The sequence below is a fragment of the Brasilonema sp. UFV-L1 genome (assembly GCF_012912105.1).
GTDB lineage: Bacteria > Cyanobacteriota > Cyanobacteriia > Cyanobacteriales > Nostocaceae > Brasilonema.
Map to the genome: position 1 here is coordinate 1 of NZ_QMEA01000073.1, position 17,835 is coordinate 17,835.

13 protein-coding genes and 1 pseudogene are annotated in these 17,835 nt (G+C 42.4%); 8 read left to right on the top strand and 6 right to left on the bottom strand.

The window, feature by feature from the left end; genetic code table 11:
* Positions 1-66: 66 nt before the first annotated feature.
* Together DP117_RS20565 and DP117_RS20570 are read left to right on the top strand one after the other, a co-directional pair.
* Positions 67-312, top strand: a complete 246-nt coding sequence (locus tag DP117_RS20565; protein ID WP_248277748.1) for a hypothetical protein — start codon at positions 67-69, stop codon at positions 310-312.
* Positions 312-500 carry a hypothetical protein gene (locus DP117_RS20570; RefSeq protein ID WP_211176235.1) on the top strand — a complete coding sequence of 63 codons (189 nt, stop codon included), beginning with the start codon at positions 312-314 and terminating at the stop codon, positions 498-500. Before DP117_RS20565 ends, DP117_RS20570 begins: the two co-directional genes overlap by 1 nt.
* A 49-nt stretch (positions 501-549) precedes the next feature.
* Here DP117_RS20570 and DP117_RS20575 read toward each other — a convergent pair whose 3' ends face one another.
* Positions 550-738, bottom strand: coding sequence for a hypothetical protein (locus DP117_RS20575; RefSeq protein WP_169220117.1), 189 nt, complete (start codon positions 736-738; stop codon positions 550-552).
* A 59-nt stretch (positions 739-797) separates the two neighbouring features.
* On the opposite strand from DP117_RS20575, the gene DP117_RS20580 reads away from it, so the two are divergent.
* The 4 genes and pseudogenes from DP117_RS20580 to DP117_RS37320 all read left to right on the top strand — a co-directional run.
* Positions 798-1,937 (top strand): RNA-guided endonuclease TnpB family protein, encoded by a 1,140-nt coding sequence (locus tag DP117_RS20580; protein WP_169220118.1) that lies wholly within the window; start codon positions 798-800, stop codon positions 1,935-1,937.
* A gap of 107 nt (positions 1,938-2,044) precedes the next feature.
* The gene (locus DP117_RS20585) at positions 2,045-2,338 is read left to right on the top strand and encodes a type II toxin-antitoxin system VapC family toxin (protein WP_248277749.1); all 294 of its coding nucleotides are present in this window, start codon (positions 2,045-2,047) and stop codon (positions 2,336-2,338) included.
* Positions 2,339-2,522: 184 nt separating this feature from the next.
* Entirely contained in the window at positions 2,523-2,984 is a 462-nt protein-coding gene (locus DP117_RS20590; RefSeq protein WP_169220119.1) for a helix-turn-helix domain-containing protein, read from the top strand.
* 71 nt (positions 2,985-3,055) lie between these two features.
* Positions 3,056-3,268 (top strand): annotated as a pseudogene (locus DP117_RS37320) (PIN domain-containing protein); the annotation flags it as partial.
* Between the two features lie 55 nt (positions 3,269-3,323).
* Here the strand turns inward: DP117_RS37320 and DP117_RS37325 are convergent.
* Complete coding sequence (locus DP117_RS37325) at positions 3,324-3,593, bottom strand: hypothetical protein (RefSeq protein WP_339381345.1); 270 nt, start codon at positions 3,591-3,593, stop codon at positions 3,324-3,326.
* Between the two features lie 706 nt (positions 3,594-4,299).
* Here DP117_RS37325 and DP117_RS20600 point away from each other — a divergent pair.
* Positions 4,300-7,476, top strand: coding sequence for a filamentous hemagglutinin N-terminal domain-containing protein (locus tag DP117_RS20600; RefSeq protein ID WP_169220121.1), 3,177 nt, complete (start codon positions 4,300-4,302; stop codon positions 7,474-7,476).
* Positions 7,477-7,676: 200 nt separating this feature from the next.
* Here the strand turns inward: DP117_RS20600 and DP117_RS20605 are convergent, their stop codons facing one another.
* Positions 7,677-9,821: a CHASE2 domain-containing serine/threonine-protein kinase gene (locus DP117_RS20605; protein WP_169220122.1), complete on the bottom strand. Its 2,145-nt coding sequence runs from the start codon at positions 9,819-9,821 to the stop codon at positions 7,677-7,679.
* Positions 9,822-10,194: 373 nt separating this feature from the next.
* On the opposite strand from DP117_RS20605, the gene DP117_RS20610 reads away from it, so the two are divergent.
* Positions 10,195-11,247: a DUF2278 family protein gene (locus tag DP117_RS20610; RefSeq protein WP_169220123.1), complete on the top strand. Its 1,053-nt coding sequence runs from the start codon at positions 10,195-10,197 to the stop codon at positions 11,245-11,247.
* A gap of 48 nt (positions 11,248-11,295) precedes the next feature.
* Here the strand turns inward: DP117_RS20610 and DP117_RS20615 are convergent, their stop codons facing one another.
* From DP117_RS20615 to DP117_RS20625, 3 genes are all read right to left on the bottom strand, one after another.
* Entirely contained in the window at positions 11,296-12,699 is a 1,404-nt protein-coding gene (locus DP117_RS20615) for a PP2C family protein-serine/threonine phosphatase (protein WP_169220124.1), read from the bottom strand.
* Between the two features lie 1,308 nt (positions 12,700-14,007).
* The gene (locus tag DP117_RS20620; RefSeq protein WP_169220125.1) at positions 14,008-16,731 is read right to left on the bottom strand and encodes a filamentous hemagglutinin N-terminal domain-containing protein; all 2,724 of its coding nucleotides are present in this window, start codon (positions 16,729-16,731) and stop codon (positions 14,008-14,010) included.
* A 189-nt stretch (positions 16,732-16,920) separates the two neighbouring features.
* A complete protein-coding gene (locus DP117_RS20625; protein WP_169220126.1) occupies positions 16,921-17,781 on the bottom strand; it encodes a hypothetical protein in 861 nt (286 codons plus the stop codon).
* Between the last annotated feature and the right edge of the window lie 54 nt (positions 17,782-17,835).

Below are 17,835 nucleotides of genomic sequence, written 5' to 3' on the forward strand. Positions count from 1 at the left end.
ATCTCATCGCTCCCCTTCGGGTGAGCGAGAGGCTTCTGCTGCTTAAGCTAAAATCGAAATGGAGTCTTGAAGTGGGTAGAGAAATTTAAGGAGTTTGGTATGAGCGATCGCCGGGTTGCAGAAATGACACTTGAGACACTCAAAGAGTTTGTCACTGAGATTGTCGATGAGCAGCTAAAGCGTAGGCAACACTTGAAGCAAAATGAGCGTTCTGTGGAAGAAGCCTTAGCAGCGATGGATCGCATTCGTTGGACACTGCCACCCGATTCACCTACAACGTTGCAACTGCTGCGAGAGGATCGTGAACATTAATGGCAGCTTATGTTGTTGATGCCAGTGTAGTCATTCAATATGCAATCGCTCAAGCCCAAACCGCAGCAGCCAGGTGTTTAGTGGCTCGAATGTATGGAGAAGATACACTGCATATTCCTGAATTTTGTCTGTTGGAATGTACAAATGTCCTTTGGAAACAGGTTCGGTTTCATGGGTTACAGTGTTGAGAGCAGAAAGCCCATCGGCTTCTAGCCGTGGGATGAATGCGTTGCACCTTTAGGTGCAGTCAAAATGGTTTCTAATTAATTGCTCAATATATTCACTAGCACTTATTCCTTTTTCTTTTGCTGTTTGTTTAACTTTCTGCCAACTACTATCAGTCAAAAAAACTTCATGTCCCTTTTTCAACTCTGTATAAAAAACAGGGTTATTTTTTGTTCTTTTTATACCTTTTCCTGTTGGCATCTTGAGAATACCTGGCTATACTAAATAAAGTATAAGCAATACAAGGAGGTGAGTCAAGCGTGTTAGTGTTAGAGTACAAGGCTAAAGGCAACAAAGCACAATCCCAAGCAATTGAGGAAGCTATCAAGACTACTCAATTTATCAGAAACAAGTGTCTTAGATATTGGATGGATGCTTCAAAAGAAGACAACATTAATAACTCTGCTCTTAGCCGATACTCAACAGTGCTACGCGCTAACTTCCCCTTTGTTGCTGCTTTAAACTCAATGGCAGTACAGGCTGCTGCTGAAAGAGCGTGGTTTGCTATTTATCGGTTTTATGATAATTGTAAAAAAGCTAAACCTGGGAAAAAAGGCTACCCACGCTTTCAACACGATAACCGTTCTGTTGAGTACAAAACCAGTGGTTGGTCGCTACACCCAACAAAACGTAGAATCACTTTCACGGATAAGAAAGGGATTGGAGAACTTAAGTTAATGGGCAAGTGGGATATACACATGTATCCTGTTAAATCTATTAAACGAGTTCGCATTGTTCGTCGTGCTGACGGCTTCTACGTTCAGTTTTGTGTTGATATTGAGTGCAAAGAGGATGTTCAAGCTACGGGTCAAGAAATTGGCTTAGATTTTGGTTTAGAACATTTCTACACCGACTCAAACGGATATCACGAACCAAATCCCCGTTTCTTGCGTAAAGCTGAAAAACAAATCAAACACGCTCAACGGAGAATCTACAAAAAACAGAAAGGCAAGAACGGCAGAAAAAAAGCACGAAACCGATACGCACGTAAACACTTGCAGATAAGTAGGCAACGTACCGAACACGCTAAATTGAAAGCGCGTCACGTTATGCGGTCTAACGACTTATGCGTCTATGAAAACTTGCAGGTCAAAAATATGGTGCGTAACCATCATCTAGCAAAAAGTATTAACGACGCTGGATGGAGACAGTTTCGGAGCTACTTAGAATACTTTGCTCAGAAGTATGGAAAAATGGCGCTAGCTGTAGAACCGCACTACACATCACAGCAGTGCCCACAATGCGGTGCGATAGTCAAAAAGTCACTATCAACTAGAACCCATGCCTGTAGGTGTGGTTGTGTCTTGCAACGTGACTACGCTGCTGCAATTAACATACTTCGTAAGGGTAAAGAAAAAATTGCTACCTCTGGGCAAGGGGGAAGCAAGGTTTCTTCTTAGAAGAAACCAAGAAACGCTAGGGGAGTTGAAAGCTCTACTCATGTTGGTGCAAACCTGCATGAGCAACTTTCGACGTTGAGCCTAGAATCCCACGGCTTTTTGTCCAAATGAGCACGCAGTGCGATATTTGGGCAGCCGTGGGAGTGTCAACTCCAATAAATGCAGAGCAAATCACTCAGGAATTATTACGCCTACCTTTTCAAGTCGAATCGGTTAGTCATCTTTTACCAGATGCATTAGAGATTGGTTTAACGTATCAGCTTGCAGTGTATGACTCATTGTACATTGCCCTGGCGCAATACCTGGGGTTGCCATTGATTACGGTTGATGATCGCCAGTCTGTTGCTGCAACAGCAAGTTGTGTTGTGGTGAAGCCAGTGGATGATTTTTCTACTGAGTAATCCTCCAATTACAATGTCAATGCCCGAAGGGTAGGATGTAAAGGTGAACAGTGAACAGTGATAACTGATAACTGATAACTGGTAACTGATTCGGTCACCTTCTTTGCGCCCATTTCGACTGTTGCGTCCATTTCGCGTGTGTGGTATGGTAAACGAAGAATTTGTGTCTCGCTAAAGAGCCTCTATGACCCGACACCTTGTCAACCCGCTTGTTCCTACGCCCGAAGCCGCCGTGCTGGCAGAGGAAGCGCTGAATACGCTCGGGAATTTCCTTGAAAATCCGCCAGAGCATGTCACGCTTTCCCTGGTCGAGCCGGAGCTTGGCGGTGCGACTATCACGATGCCGGGGGCGGTCTTTCGGCTCCTCGTGGACGTCTTGAAGCATGTAAAGGACGGGCATCCCATCACCATACTCCCGACCCAGGCAGAGCTTACAACGCAACAGGCGGCTGATATACTGGATGTGTCTCGTCCTTATCTGGTGAAGCTTCTAGACGAAGGAAAGATTCCGAGCCGTAAAGTTGGCGTGTATCGACGGGTTCTTGCCGCTGATGTGCTTCGCTACAAGCAGACCAGCGACCGACTCCGGCACGAGGCGCTCGACGAACTTGTCAAAGAAGGACAAGACCTTGAGATGGGATATTGACTGAGATGTTGGTCGGCGTAGCTGTCTTAGACGCTTGCGTCCTCTACCCCGCACCGTTACGAGATTTGTTCATGCGTCTTGCGACGACCGGGCTATTTCACGCACGCTGGACTATCGAGATCCACGAAGAATGGATGCGCTCAGTTCTGGCTACCCGGCAAGATCTCTCTCGGGCACGTCTTGAGCGTACCCGAGAGCTTATGGACGCCCATGTTGAAGGATGTCTTATCTCAGGGTTCGAGTCGCTGATTCCCACCCTGTCTTTACCAGACCCGGATGACCGGCACGTGCTTGCAGCCGCCATTCACGGCAAGTGTGATACTATCGTCACCTTCAATCTCAAGGACTTTCCGCCGGAAGTGCTCGCACCGTATGCCGTCGTGGCATCCCATCCCGACGATTTTGTGATGAGATGCCTTGAGATGAATAGTACTCTAGTGTGTCAAGCCGTACGACAGCAGCACCAAGCCCTTCGATCGCCACCGATGGAACTTGATGCGCTTCTCGATATTTTGTATGAGCTCGGCATGATATCGACGGTAGGTCTCTTACGACACATGTTGTGAGGGCGATAGCAACGCTAGCCTTACGAGCGCAAAGCCCACGCACTCGCGTTCGGCAGATCGCGTGTTCGTCGCTGCCCGGTGAGCCTACGCGGGTTTAAATACAGTATTGCGAAGTTGCAACTCTTCCTTAGGAGCTTGACTAAGTAGCCAAATACTTTACTAAAGTTATTCATAGTTCATCACAATGAGGAGCTTGCCAGCTTTGTAACTTTCTGATATTTTAGAATCAGTGCCGAAAACCAAGGCCAAAAACTATCTGGTTTGTAAACCACAGCTGATTCAAAACTAGCAAGCCTGTAAAAAGGTCGAACGGGAGACCACGATTCGTTAAATGTGCTGAAAATAATGGATGAACAATAGCTAAAAGCTTCAAAAAAAATACTCAGAGTGAAAAAAAATAGGCTCGGCTAGAGCCGAATTTACGCCTGTGGACAAGAAGGAGCCGACTCCCTTGGTGGAAGCAGGAAGCAGACCCTCTAAAGTTTTCTTTAGTTGAATGGTGAAGCTTAGATAAGTTTAGCCAAGTTTTGTATAGCAGTTTATCACCCTTACAAGCGTTGGTGCGAAGATAAATTTTTGTAAAGTAACATCAAGACGAATTTCTGTAAAAAATGGCAATTTTCCCAGAAAACAAACACTAATTTGACCAATAAGGGAGTGAGCCGAGATTATTTTCCCGTCTAGGCAAATATGGTTTACTTAGCACTGGTACACCGTTGTTGGGCAACTGCTGTTTCCTTGGGGGTGCGATGTCCTTTAGAAATACTCGTTGGTTTTTGGGGATTGCGGTGGGGGGTGCGTTCAGCTTAGCTGCAAATTCTGCTTCTGCCCAAATTACAGAAGATGCCACTCTACCAAATAATTCCACTGTCACCATAAATGGCAACACCTTCAACATCGATGGGGGAACGCAAGCCGGACGCAATTTGTTCCACAGCTTCCAACAGTTTTCTGTACCTACTAACGGTACGGCTTCTTTTAATAATAATGATGTAAATATTCAAAACATCTTCAGTAGGGTAACGGGTGGGTCAGTTTCAAATATTGATGGAATAATTAAAGCGTTGGGTACAGCTAATCTGTTTTTGATTAATCCAAATGGGATTATATTTGGTCCTAATGCCAGCCTGAATGTTGGTGGTTCGTTCGTGGGAACGACAGCAAATGCGATTCAATTTGGTAATCAAGGTTTTTTCAGTGCTAGTGAGCCAAATAATCCTGCACTGCTAACGGTAAATCCTTCAGCTTTATTTTTCAATCAAATAGCTGCTGCATCAATAAAAAATAACTCAGTTGCACCAGCCGGAAAAGATCCAGAGGGTGTTGACGCTCGTGGTTTACGTGTTCCGGATGGTAAAAGTTTGCTACTAGTGGGTGGCAATGTCAACATGGATGGTGGACAACTGAATGCTTATGGTGGGAGAGTTGAGTTGGGAGGATTAGCAGCCTCTGGAAATGTGGTGCTCAATGTGGATGGCAATAAATTGAGCTTGGACTTTCCTGCTTCTAGTACACGAGCAGATATATTTTTGACTAATGGCGCTGCTGTATTTGTAGAAGCTGGTGGTAGAGGAGATATTGCCGTCTACGCCCGGAATTTAGAAGTTAGGGAAGGAAGCGTACTAAGTGCTGGTATTGGGCAAGACTTAGGTAATGCTGGGGCAAAGGCTGGCGATATTGCGCTTAATGCTACTGGAGATATAAAGATTGATGGGAGTGGTATCCTCAATAATGTTCAACAGCAAGCAACAGGCAATGGTGGCAATATCGATATCAATGCTGCTTCCTTCTCACTTACCAATGGCGCTCAACTTCAAGCCTCAACATTTGGACAAGGAAATGCAGGGAATGTGACAGTGAATGCTAAAGATGCTGTTTCCCTTGCTGGTAATACTTATATCTTCAGCACGGTGGAAGCAGGGGGTGTAGGTAAAGGTGGCAATATCGATATCAAAGCTGCAACCCTGTCATTAAAAGATGGTGCTCAACTGCAAACTCTTACTCGTGGTGCATCTGCTACCCAGCCAGCAGGAAGAGGGGATGCGGGGGATGTCAAAGTTAATGTTACTGGCGCTGTTGATATCGCTGGAAGAGGCACATTTCCCAGTAAGATTGTCAGCCAGGTGGAAACGGGAACCCAAGGTAATGGGGGTAATATTACTATCGATTCTGGCTCATTCTCATTGCGAGATGGCGCTCAAGTTGATGCCTCAACTTATAGACAAGGGAATGCAGGGAATGTGACAGTGAATGCAACAGATGCTGTTTCCCTTGCTGGTAATGCTGCCATCTTCAGCACGGTGGAAGCAGGGGGTGTAGGTAAAGGTGGCAATATCGATATCAATGCTGCTTCCTTGTCACTTACCAATGGCGCTCAACTTCAAGCCTCAACAGTTGGACAAGGGAATGCAGGGAATGTGACAGTGAATGCTAAAGATGCTGTTTCCCTTGCTGGTGAACAAACTGCCATCTTCAGCAGGGTGGAAGCAGGGGGTGTAGGTAATGGTGGCAATATCGAGATCAATGCTGCTTCCTTCTCACTTACCAATGGTGCTGGACTTACTGCCTCAACATTTGGACAAGGGAATGCAGGGAATGTGACAGTGAATGCTAAAGATGCTGTTTCCCTTGCTGGTAATACTTATATCTTCAGCACGGTGGAAGCAGGGGGTGTAGGTAAAGGTGGCAATATCGATATCAAAGCTGCAACCCTGTCATTAAAAGATGGTGCTCAACTGCAAACTCTTACTCGTGGTGCATCTGATCCCCTGCCTGCAGGAAGGGGGGATGCGGGGAATGTCAAAGTTACAGTTACTGGCGCTGTTGATATTGCTGGGGAGAAAAATGGTTTTCCCAGTGTGATTGCCAGCCTTGTGCAAACGAGGACAGAAGGTAATGGGGGTAACATTACTATCAATTCTGGTTCATTCTCATTACGAGATGGTGCTGAACTTACTGCCTCAACTTATGGACAAGGTGATGCAGGCACAATCAAAATTAATGCTGCGGCTAACGTCACCATTTCTGGCAAGAGTTCTAACTTTAACAGTGGATTGTACGTTAACTCCCAAAGTCCGACGGGTACTGCTGGAGATATTATCGTCACCTCACCTAGAGTTACCCTAGACAACAGTGGAACACTCAACGCCCAATCTGCAACAGGTAACGGTGGTAACATCAACTTACAAAGTGATTTACTCCTTCTGCGTCGTGGCGCTCAAATCACTACTACCGCAGGCACGGCACAAGCTGGAGGTAATGGCGGCAACATTACTATCAACACGCCTAACGGCTTCATCGTCTCGGTTCCAAATAAAAATAGCGACATCACCGCCAATGCCTTCAATGGATCTGGTGGTGTAATTCAAATCAAAGCCCTAAGTATTTATAATTTTACTCAGCGTAGCTTGTCAGACTTAGAGAATTTACTAGGAACGAAAGACCCAACTAAACTAGATACCCAACAGCTAGAAACAAATGATATTACAGCAATTTCTCTGACAAGTCCTGCTTTGAGTGGTCAAGTTAATATTATTACGTCATTTGACCCTAACCGGGGATTAGTGGAACTACCTGCATATGTATTTGACCCCTCCAACCAAATTGCCCAAGGTTGTGCTGCTTTTGATCAACCAAATGCAAGTGACTTTCAAGTGACTGGACGCGGTGGTTTACCTCCCAGTCCTGATGAACCCCTCAGCAGTGATGCAGTCTGGGAAGATACTCGTTTGGGTGCGACGACACCACAGCGACTAGATTCTAAAACTACGGCAACAAAACCAAAGTCTGAGTCTGATACAGTTGAAATTATACCTGCTACTGGTTGGGTATTCAACGGTAAGGGTGAAGTGACGCTGGTATCCCAGACACCCAATGGTACTGTTGAAAATTTGGCTGGTTCTTCCCAGTCATGCCGTATTCGTTAAGTAAGTGGGTCAAATTAAATATAAAACCTCACTCTGCCTCCGGCTTCCCTCTCCTTACGAAGGCTACGGTGTACACATCTCGCTCAAAACCTCACCCTCGCTTTTAGCTTCGCTAAAATCTTTCCCTCTCCTTACCAAGGAGAGGGATGCCCGACAGGGCAGGGTGAGGTTTTATCTTATATTTAATTACGCTTACCAACTTAAAGACTTTCTAAACTGTTTAATACCTCTGTAGCCGACTGATATCTTAAATTGCAGTTTTGATTCACCATTCTATTTAATACCGCAGCAAATTTGTCACTGACTTCTGTTAAATTGTCCCAATTCTGCAAGGTATTATCTTGCGCAAATATAACCACCCTTAAAGTATTAAAGTCTCTTCGGAACGTTTTAGGATGTCTCCCTGTTAAGGCTTGAATAGCCAGTATTCCCAACGCATAAATATCGCTATTTAGTCTTGGTTGTCCGTTCGTTTGTTCAGGAGGCATATAATTAGGAGTACCAATTGCGACCGTATTATTTGGCTGGTGAGTTTGAATCTGCTTGACCGCACCAAAATCAATTAAAATAATCCGTCCATCACTTTCTCGCCTGATTAAATTACTAGGTTTGATATCTCGATGGATGACATTATAACCGTGAACAAAAACAAGTATCTGCAACACTTCTTTGAGTAGAGATACAACATCAGCTTCTGCAAACTTTTTATTAGGAGTAATCTCTTTTTCTAGGGAATTCCCTTTGATAAATTCTTGAATTAAATAAAATTCTTGATTTTCTTCAAAATAAGCCAATAATTGAGGAATCTGGTGATGCTGACCGAGAACTTCTAAAATTTCTGCTTCAGTGTTGAAAAGTCGTCTAGCAACCCTTAAAAAACTTTCTTCTTGATGAGCAGGTCGTAATTGCTTGACCACACATAAAGGATGACTAGGACGCTGAGTATCTTGAGCTAAATAAGTTTCACTAAAACCTCCATGACCTAGAGATTCGATGATTTTATAGCGTCTTTTTAGCAGGTGCCTTTGGGAGGGAATTTGAGGTGGTATTGTTAGACCTGAGGAATTGCCCTTCTGGTTTATAAATGCTTGCAGTTGGATAATGGCTTCTTCTTGCTGCTGAACCTGTTGTGCTATTTTTTCTTTCTCTTGCTTACTCTGATATACCGTGTAACCAAGAACGCTACCAGCTGCTAACACAAACCCCAGTGCTGGCGAGACGACTGGAATCCATCCTGCTTGGGTAAAGATACAAAAGTTACCAGTAAATAAGACTGCAAGACCTGTCCCACCGACAATTGCTAGATATAAAGGATGTTGAATGCGCGATGCAATTATACCTCCAGCTAAACTCCATACTAATACCCAAACCACTTCACCCCATTCAGGCAAAAACCAAAACAGACGCTGTTTGTCGAGAACCGCGCTAAGAATTTGACTGACACTTTGGGCATGAATCTCCACTCCCGCCATTCTACCGGATGTGTCTGACTTGCCAGTGCTATGGGGTGTGTTGAAAATATCCTTTAAACTAAGTGCGGTTGTACCAATCAAAATGATGCGGTTTTTCACTAAATCACGATTAACTTTATCCTCAAGCACATCTGTTAGAGTAACTTTTTCAGCTACCCGAGAAGAACGGTAGTTGAGAAGAATTTGGTAACCATCAGTATCTATATTTTGATAACCACCAGAATGACTTTCTAGACGTTTAAATACAGTCTTGCCAAGTTGCAACTCTTGATTGGGAGTAAATTGCAGTCGGATGCCTGGAACTTCCAAGTATTTTAGGGCTAGTCGTAAACTTAAGGAATATTGTGCTGCACAAGCATCATTCACTGTTGGGTTAGACGACAGTAAATTGCGACGTATTGTGCCATCAGAATCTTCTGCAACATCAATAAATCCGACTCTTGATGACTCAATTCCCTCGGGAGGAGATACTCCACGCTCATTTTTATCATTATGTTTGCAAATTGGAATAATAATATCGCTCTGTTGCAAACGTTTCAATAACATGTTGTGACCAGGTTCAATGGGCAAGTCACGATAAATGTCAAGACCAATTGCTCGCGGTTGATATTGCTCAAGTTTGCCTAAAAGGTTGTCGAGAACTTGCCCCGATAAACGGTCTGAAGTGGGCGATTTCCATTTTTTGATGTCATCTTCAGTGACTGCAACAATCAACAAGCGGGAATCTGGACCAGAATCTGCTCGCATTTGCATCATCTGGTCAAAAAGCCTTATTTCTAAAGGTTCTAGCACTCCTAGCTGTTGAACGGCAAACAGTAAACCTGTGACAATGACGCTAGAAACAACTGTTGACAATGTGAAGAAATTTTTCATAACTGTTCGAGATGCGTGCTGTCCAACTTTGGGCAAGCTTTTAATGAACAGTACTGCTGTACTTCAGAACACTGAGCTATTATTTTTGAAAATTAAGTATTTTTAAGTAATTGCATGTATTTATAATTACGTAAATAACAGGAAAAGCCTATCAATACGAGAAAAATAAGGTAAAAATTGAGACTCTAAAAGTAGAACAGCACTCACCAATAGTCAATTCAAAAACTAGTACTCACTTATAATGAGTGGCTGCCTAAAGACTGAATAAGTTCTGCCTATGAAAAGCTATATCCAAATCAGTTAGTGATTTTATCATGTGTACACTTGAATTGCCAGATGAACAACAGTCAATTTCATCAAAAGGAATAAGTTTATGGATTTAAGCGAAGGTTACGTTGTATTAAAGTGTCATGCGATCGCAGGGAAGATAGAACGCGATCAAGACACTCCACACTATCAAGTTCACGTGAAAGACGAGCAATTTTCGTATCGTCTTGCAATTAATGTTCGGTCAAGTCAGAAACCCTACGATTTATTATATTTTGTCGATGACAGTTTTCAACATTTCATCACCGACAAACTCGATCAATTGGACTTTGGCTTGCAAAAGCTTGAGGATTCAGAGAGACAAGCTGGAGGACTTGCTTTAGACTACATCCGGGGTAATTTGTTTAAAGTCAATGAAATGAAACCATTGCCTTTCAGTTTACCTGGAGAAAACAACGACCTTAATGAGTTGATTGACTCATACATTCAACGGGCAGTTGAAACGAAAGCAGTTGTGTATGTTTTTGGCGAACCTTGGGGAGTTGATAGAGTCGAAAATAGACCTGACAAGGTGTTCGGCTTTCAACCAGGAAGAGGCGTTCATAATCTTCATATGAACCAGGGTAACACTGGTAGGTTTGCCCAAGAAAATGGGGTTTACCAAGATGGAGGGCTGCTGATTCATTATCCTTCTGCACAAGGTGTAGGCGATCACTGGGTTGCAGCTTTCTTTGCATTTCAATCACAGTCCTTCCATACTGATGATCGCACTGGTAACCCTATAGATAAGAGGGTAGGAACTGAACCTGTAGAACCAGGAACTCCAGCAGTCAAAGCGCGAGTGAGAATCATGGCTGCTTTAGTAAATCCTCGTGGAGAAGATTCAGGAAAAGAGTCAGTCACTTTAATGAATTCTTCACCAGAAAAGGTAGATTTGAATGGTTGGTCAATTGCTGATAGACTCAAGCGCAAGCAAAGTCTTGATGGGTTAAGCATTGAACCTAGTGGCGTGATCACAGTGCCTTTAGATGCAAATAATGTTCAGCTTTCTAATAATGGTGGAATTATCTCGCTTCTTGATTCAGAAGACATCAAAGTAGATGGTGTTTCCTACACGAAAGAAGATGCACAACAGCAAGGGTGGACTGTCGTTTTTTAATGCCAATGGGTTAATGGTGAGTTGTGTATTCTTGCTCACAACTAACCATTAACCATTAACTTCAAGTACAACTAATGTCATATCATCGGTGTTTTGCTTATCAGCACCGATGAATTGTTGTATTTGGTCAAATAGGTAATCTAGGATTTCTTGCGGTCCATTACACACTTTACAAGCGTAGTTAAATATCGCAATTAGGTTTTCTTCATCATAGCGATCGCCACTTTGGGCTGCTGCATCAGTCAAGCCATCTGTGTAGTAAAGAATGATATCTCCAGGTTCTAACTGTACCTGGGCATCTTCGTACTCGCTATTAACATCTAAACCAATCAGCATTCCAAAAGTATCTAAACGCGTGACTGTTTTTGTTTTTGCATGCCACCATATTGGAGGGTTATGTGCTGCATTGCTGTAAGACAAAATCCGGGTTTTGGGGTCATATTCTGAGTAAAACAGAGTGACAAAGCGATGAGAATTTTCTAAATCCGCGTACATCACCTGATTTAAGTTTTGCAGAATTCGTTGAGGAGAATGACCGTGTAAGACTTCTCCCCGCAGCATTCCCCGCATCATCGTCATAATCAATCCTGCAGGGACTCCTTTGCCCATCACGTCACCAATAACCAAACCCCAACGACCATCTGCGTCTAAACTGTCTTTATTATTTGGCTGAATTTGGTCGTGGCTTGTGGGGATAAAATCGTAGTAATCTCCGCCTACACGATTGGCGGGTTTACACCGTGCTGCAATGACAACACCCGGAATAGTAGGACACTGGCGCGGTAAAAGCCGCCTTTGAATTTCTGCGCCAATTTCTAGTTCTTGATCTAAGCGTTCTTTTTTCCTGAGTTCTACAGCAAGTTCATCATTTTCGATTGCGACGGCTGTTTGATCTGCCACTAGGCGAACTAACTTTTGTCTTGTTTCTGTCCAAGAATATTGTGGTTCGCGGCTTAAAACATAAAGCCATCCTCGTTCTGTATGCTTAACCAAAATCGCTGTGCCAAAAACATGTATATCTGGTCCCAAACAGCGATGCATATAATCATCCAAAATTCCCGAGGTGATTGGCAGAGGCTGCGTGTTAGGTACATGTGCGATTTGACTAGTTGCTGTTTCTAATGCTTTGCGGATATTCTTACGCTGATGACTATCCTGCCAGTGTAACTGCTCTAATCTCACTTGACCATTGGGTTTGTACAGAAATAGGGCACTACCATCTGCATCTGTAACTCTTGTTGCCATCAATGGAATGAGTTCCAAAAACTGGTTTAAATTATTGAAACTTCTAAGAGCAAATCCCAAAGAACTAAGTAAATCTTGAATCTTATTTTGTTCTCGGTGTAACCGTGCTACGAGTTCTTTGAGTGCCACGACTGGTGTGACCTCCGTTGTTGGGGTACTACTATTATTATCAGTAGGTTGAGACGGTGGTTGAGGCACAGTTACCATTATAATTTACATCAGCAAATTCTAGATTTTTTTGAATACTTTCATTTTTGAATGGCTAAACTATATTGTGACAAGTTTGTTAGTTTAGCAAGAGTAGAAAAACGTAGGGTGAAAACTTTAAAAATCTTTCATATTTCATGTGCTTTTTTAACTTAAAATTAAAATTTAGAGTGAAATCTTCGTAAGGAAAATAACGACCAGCAAAAACCTCCTTATGTTATTGATACTAATAGGGGTCCTATTGTCTCACAAATTAAGATTTTTGTCATGCTTCTTTAGATAGAAAAACAATTCGCTGAGAAAAGTAAATCATTCTGTTTCAAAAAAGTCTGCTTGTATTTCATTATCTGAGGATTCCAAAAACGTACAAAAATTGACGCCGAGAGCCAAGAGGTTTCTATGCGTGTGGGTAGTTTCCTCAAGTCGGTGAACCATGATTTAACCATTACTCTTTAAATCTTTAATTTACCACTAGAGAATATTTTTAAACTCTAAGTCAGGAAATTTTGACAAAAAAATCATAACCAATATACTTCACATCAGGCATTCGACTAAAGGCTGTGGCTGTAAAACCTCGTTTGCAAGTAGAATCTGGCTTTGTGGTTTCTAAGAGAGGCTCTGCCTCTGTATAGGGCTAGAAACTGTAACTAAATTGTTAGACAAAGCTAGACATTAATTCACATTTTTGTCCAACATTCAAATGTGCTATTATTTCTCTAACGCGAAACAAGAGCGAAACATAGGATAAGTTCTATCCGAATTTAAGCCTGTGGACTGGTGAGTGCCGACACTGTCAGGTTGAAGCAGGAAACAATCCGGGCACTGTCTAACAAGGTTCAACTAAGGCTCGCTTTGTCCAAGTGTTGTAGAACGGATTTCCAGTCTCCGACGCAATACTACTCGCTTAAGACTTTTTTGAACACCATAGACAACGACATTTCAATAGTTTTAGCCCCACCTAATTTCCTTAACCGAGCAGTATTGGTCTTTGACGGGAACCCAGACAAGTCTAACGCGCTTTGCCAGAACGTCCTGAGCAAAGCGCGAGTCTTTGGGTATGCCCACAGGGTTGGGTGAAACCATGACAAAACAGGACTTCCTTCCCCCACGAGTACTCCTCAAGGTCCCACAGATATCTGTGGTGGGGGCATGCGTAGCGTTGCCGCTCTTGCGATAGCCGTGGCGCAAGCCATAGGCAATAGGTTGTCCGGTTAAGTCTTGGAAAAATGTAGCGGCATACCCAAAGGATGCAATTTTTAAATTCGCCCGCAAGCGATATGAGTGAAAACTACGCTCAAGAGTTTTTGTTCAAAATACAGAGCAGCCAGCATGAGATTTCCAAGAGCGTGGGGAGTCAGTCTTGGTGGGATCGTAGGCTACCAAAACCACCTCACCTTTGTCGTTAAAGATCCATCCTCGGGCAGGTACTATTGGTTTGTCTGTCGCAGTGGTCGAGGACTGATTCTTAGTTTCATTACTAGAATTCTTAGTTTCACCACTGGAATTTTTCGTATTGACAACAGGCTTTACTAAATCAACACGAACATTGTCACTACTTATAACTTGATTGGGGCTTGATGGAAATCCGCCACGTCCAGTAATGAGAAATTCGCCACCCCCTCGTAGACAGGGATTTTGGGCAATCTGCTCATTTGGATCAATCACATTCTGAGGTAATACAAATAGCTCTCGACTAGGGTCAAAATCTTGTGTATTAATAATTACGTTACCTGAGAAGTTAAATTGAGAGCTAGCGTCAATATCGTTGGTTGTATTTGGTGGATTTGAACTGCGCTGTTCCAAACCATAAATTCTCGTGGCATTGATGTTGATGTTGCCACCTATTCCTTGAATAGCATTCGCAACAATATCATTGTTTTGTCCAGGAAAAACAACCACAAAACCGTTGGTAGCGTTGATAGTGATGTTACCACCGTTGGCATCTTTCAAAGCTTCAGCAGAGATTCGACTTTGATTTTGCATCTGCAACAGCTTTAAGTCTTGAAGCTTGATGTTACCTCCTTCTCCCGCGTTAGTTTCCGCAATCAGTTTTCCTTGGTTGAGGCGAATTGTGTTAGCTGTGACAGTTAAGTTACCAGCTGAACCAGAACCTTTGCCCCTGACAGTGACTTCTGCACCATCGCGGACATTTAAATTTGGAGTATTGATAATCAAATTTCCTGCTTTACCAGAACTGTCAGCGGAAGCTTCAGAGAACAAAGTGCTAGTGATAGTATTGCCTGCAATGGTTCCACTACCAACAACATCCACAGACTTGGTAGCATTAACAGTCAAAGTTCCGCCATCACCAGCAGCAAAAGAACCTGATTTGACTTCCCCGCCATTTTGAATTACCAACTGTCTGACATTTAAAGTTGAACTATTTGGCAAGCCTGAACCAAAATTATCTGCTGAAATTCTCGCTCCATTCTCAACAGTTAGCAGTCCAGTCGTCAAATTTAAACTACCTACATTTCCTGTAGCCCCTGGTTCTGCAGACACAAATAGACCACTGCGTCCAGTGTCGAAAGGTTCACCTGTAGCAAATGGTGAAGCCCCACTTAAGAGAATTGAATCTGTCGCATTGATGTTCAAATTTCCACTATTACCAGTTTTACGACCAGCACTAGATATCTGCGCCCCACCTTGAACAGTTAATCGTTGAGTTTCAATAGTCACATTTCCTGCATTGCCTGGATTGTTTATTCGCTGTTGGTCGGCAACTTGAGCACGAATACCACTCGATATCTTATTATTTGGATTGTTGTTTGTGCCAGTCACGTCTACGGAATTGGATCCTTTTATCAATATGTTTCCTGCGTTTCCAAGACCGAAAGTCGAAGTATCAATATTGGCTCCATCTCGAACGATTAATCTCCCTGTTTCAATCTTCACATCACCACCATTACCACATGGCGAAGACACACAGGATGAGGAGACTTGAGAGCCAATCAAAGTAGATCTAGATGCAGTTTGTGAAGCTCCTTCTAACTCTACAGAATCAGAAGCTTTCACCAATACATCTCCAGCCTTCCCTTGACCCTGAGCAACAGTGAGAATCTGGGAAACTCCACTCAATTTCACAGACTCAGCAGCATTGATGGTTAAATTTCCACGTGGTTGTGAACCTAAAGCATAAGAAAAAATCAATGAATTACCTGTGAGAGTGATATTTTTACCCTGCACTTGGATATCACCACCACCATCACCACTGGTATCTACTAATGCACCGCCTTGTGTAACACGAGACAGTTGAATGTCTCTAAATTTCTGAACATTTTGATATCCCAAAGCATAGCCTGTATCAATCTCATTCAAACTAACAAAACTATCGCCATCAACGCTACCCAACTCAATTCTTCCGCTAAGTGCAGTTAAATTACCACCCGATAAGGAAACATTACCACCCACTAAAGCTAAAGTTTTACCATTTGGAACTTGTAGTCCTGCAGGAGAATTAATCGTATTCCTCGCTCCTTCAAAACTTGCTCGAGATTGATTAACAATCTCTCCAGGATTATCCCGAAATCTCAAGCCAATAGGGATATTTATTGTTAACAATGGTGGTGCTTGCGGGTCAGTGGCGCTAAACTCAAACCCATTATCAAATACAAAACTATTCGCAGTACTTCCCAAAAATGAACCACCAATATTCAAACTGGCATTTTGTCCAAAAATAATGCCCGCAGGATTAATCAAAAATAAATTCGCCTTTCCTAACGCTCGAATCAAACCATTAATACTAGAAACAGAACCACCTGTCACCCGACTAATAATATTTTGCACATCAGTTGGATTGTTAAAGTTAGCCGAACCACCTTTGGGAACAGAAAAATCTTTGAAGCTGTGAAAAAGATTTCCTCCCCTTCTAGTTCCATCATTGATGTTGAAATTTTTTCCATCAGGAGTAGTCACTGTGGTAGAAACAGTTCCATCAGAAGTCACTTGTTGCGCTCTGAGTGTACCTATAAAAGTAAAACTCCCCATAGTGTATAGGGGTAAGGTTAATAAAATGAGCGATATCTTTTTCATACTAAATGCGTTTGTTAGAAAAATTTTTGACAAAGGAGATAGGTTGGATTGATACAGGAATGTTGGAGCCCGAATTACAAAAAATCTTAATCAATAGGGTGGACACTACCTACCTTTCCATATCATTCGTATGCACTAAGTGCTCACCCTACGTTTAATTTGTTAGACTCAATGGGTAATACCTACCTTCTATTGAAGGTTTGGCGTTTTTTTATATAGTTCTTTACGAACATGAGTCAAGCATTGAAGGTTTGGCGTTTTTTTATATAGTTCTTCACGAACAGGAGTCAAGCTACGAACAGGAGTCAAGCTAAAGGCAGTGCTTGCATAATCATAAGAAGTTCCGCTCCCAAGAGGAGAAGAATTCTTAACGAGAGGAGAATTCACATTGCTAACGAATGCGGCAAAAACAACTTGATTATTCGACAAAAATGGTTTTAAATCTGATTCATTGAAAACAGATAAAGAATTTGAATTATTGAAGGGAGGAATATTTGGAGCATAAAATTCCAAATCAATGAAGTTGTTGGAATTATCTATTAATCTAGCTTTATACTTAATGACTCCACAGCTATAGTCTTCCTTAGTAAATTTGTAGTTAGGGTAGCTAGCGTGTAGATTATTGAGTTTATACTCAACTTCCTGAGGAACTTTTTCTAAAGAAATTGTAGAAATTTCCAGATCTCCTGAATTAAATTCATAACAATTATAATTAACAGGAGTATTATCAGAAGTATTACCAGGGGTGTTAGAAGAAAGACGAGAAAGTCTCTTACATGAAGAAGGATTACCCGAGTTATCAGCAAAGGGAGACCTATCAGTATAGGTTGCGTTTTGAATTGCTCCAGAGAATTTCTCTTGGCGGTATGGAGCAGAGGTATCAAGAGTAAAGTTAAGTGTATCACTACCTCGGTCATTCATTACACTACCAGAGAATTCACCGATGCCAACTTCTTCTTCTTGAGTAGACGCAGATTGTGGGGCTAAAGAAACTGTCATAGCTAATACAGCGGCTACTGATATACTTTTTGCTAATTTGTTAATCATCATTAAAAAACCTCTCAAATTATTTCAGGCTTTTGCAATTCATGATGAACTTGTTCA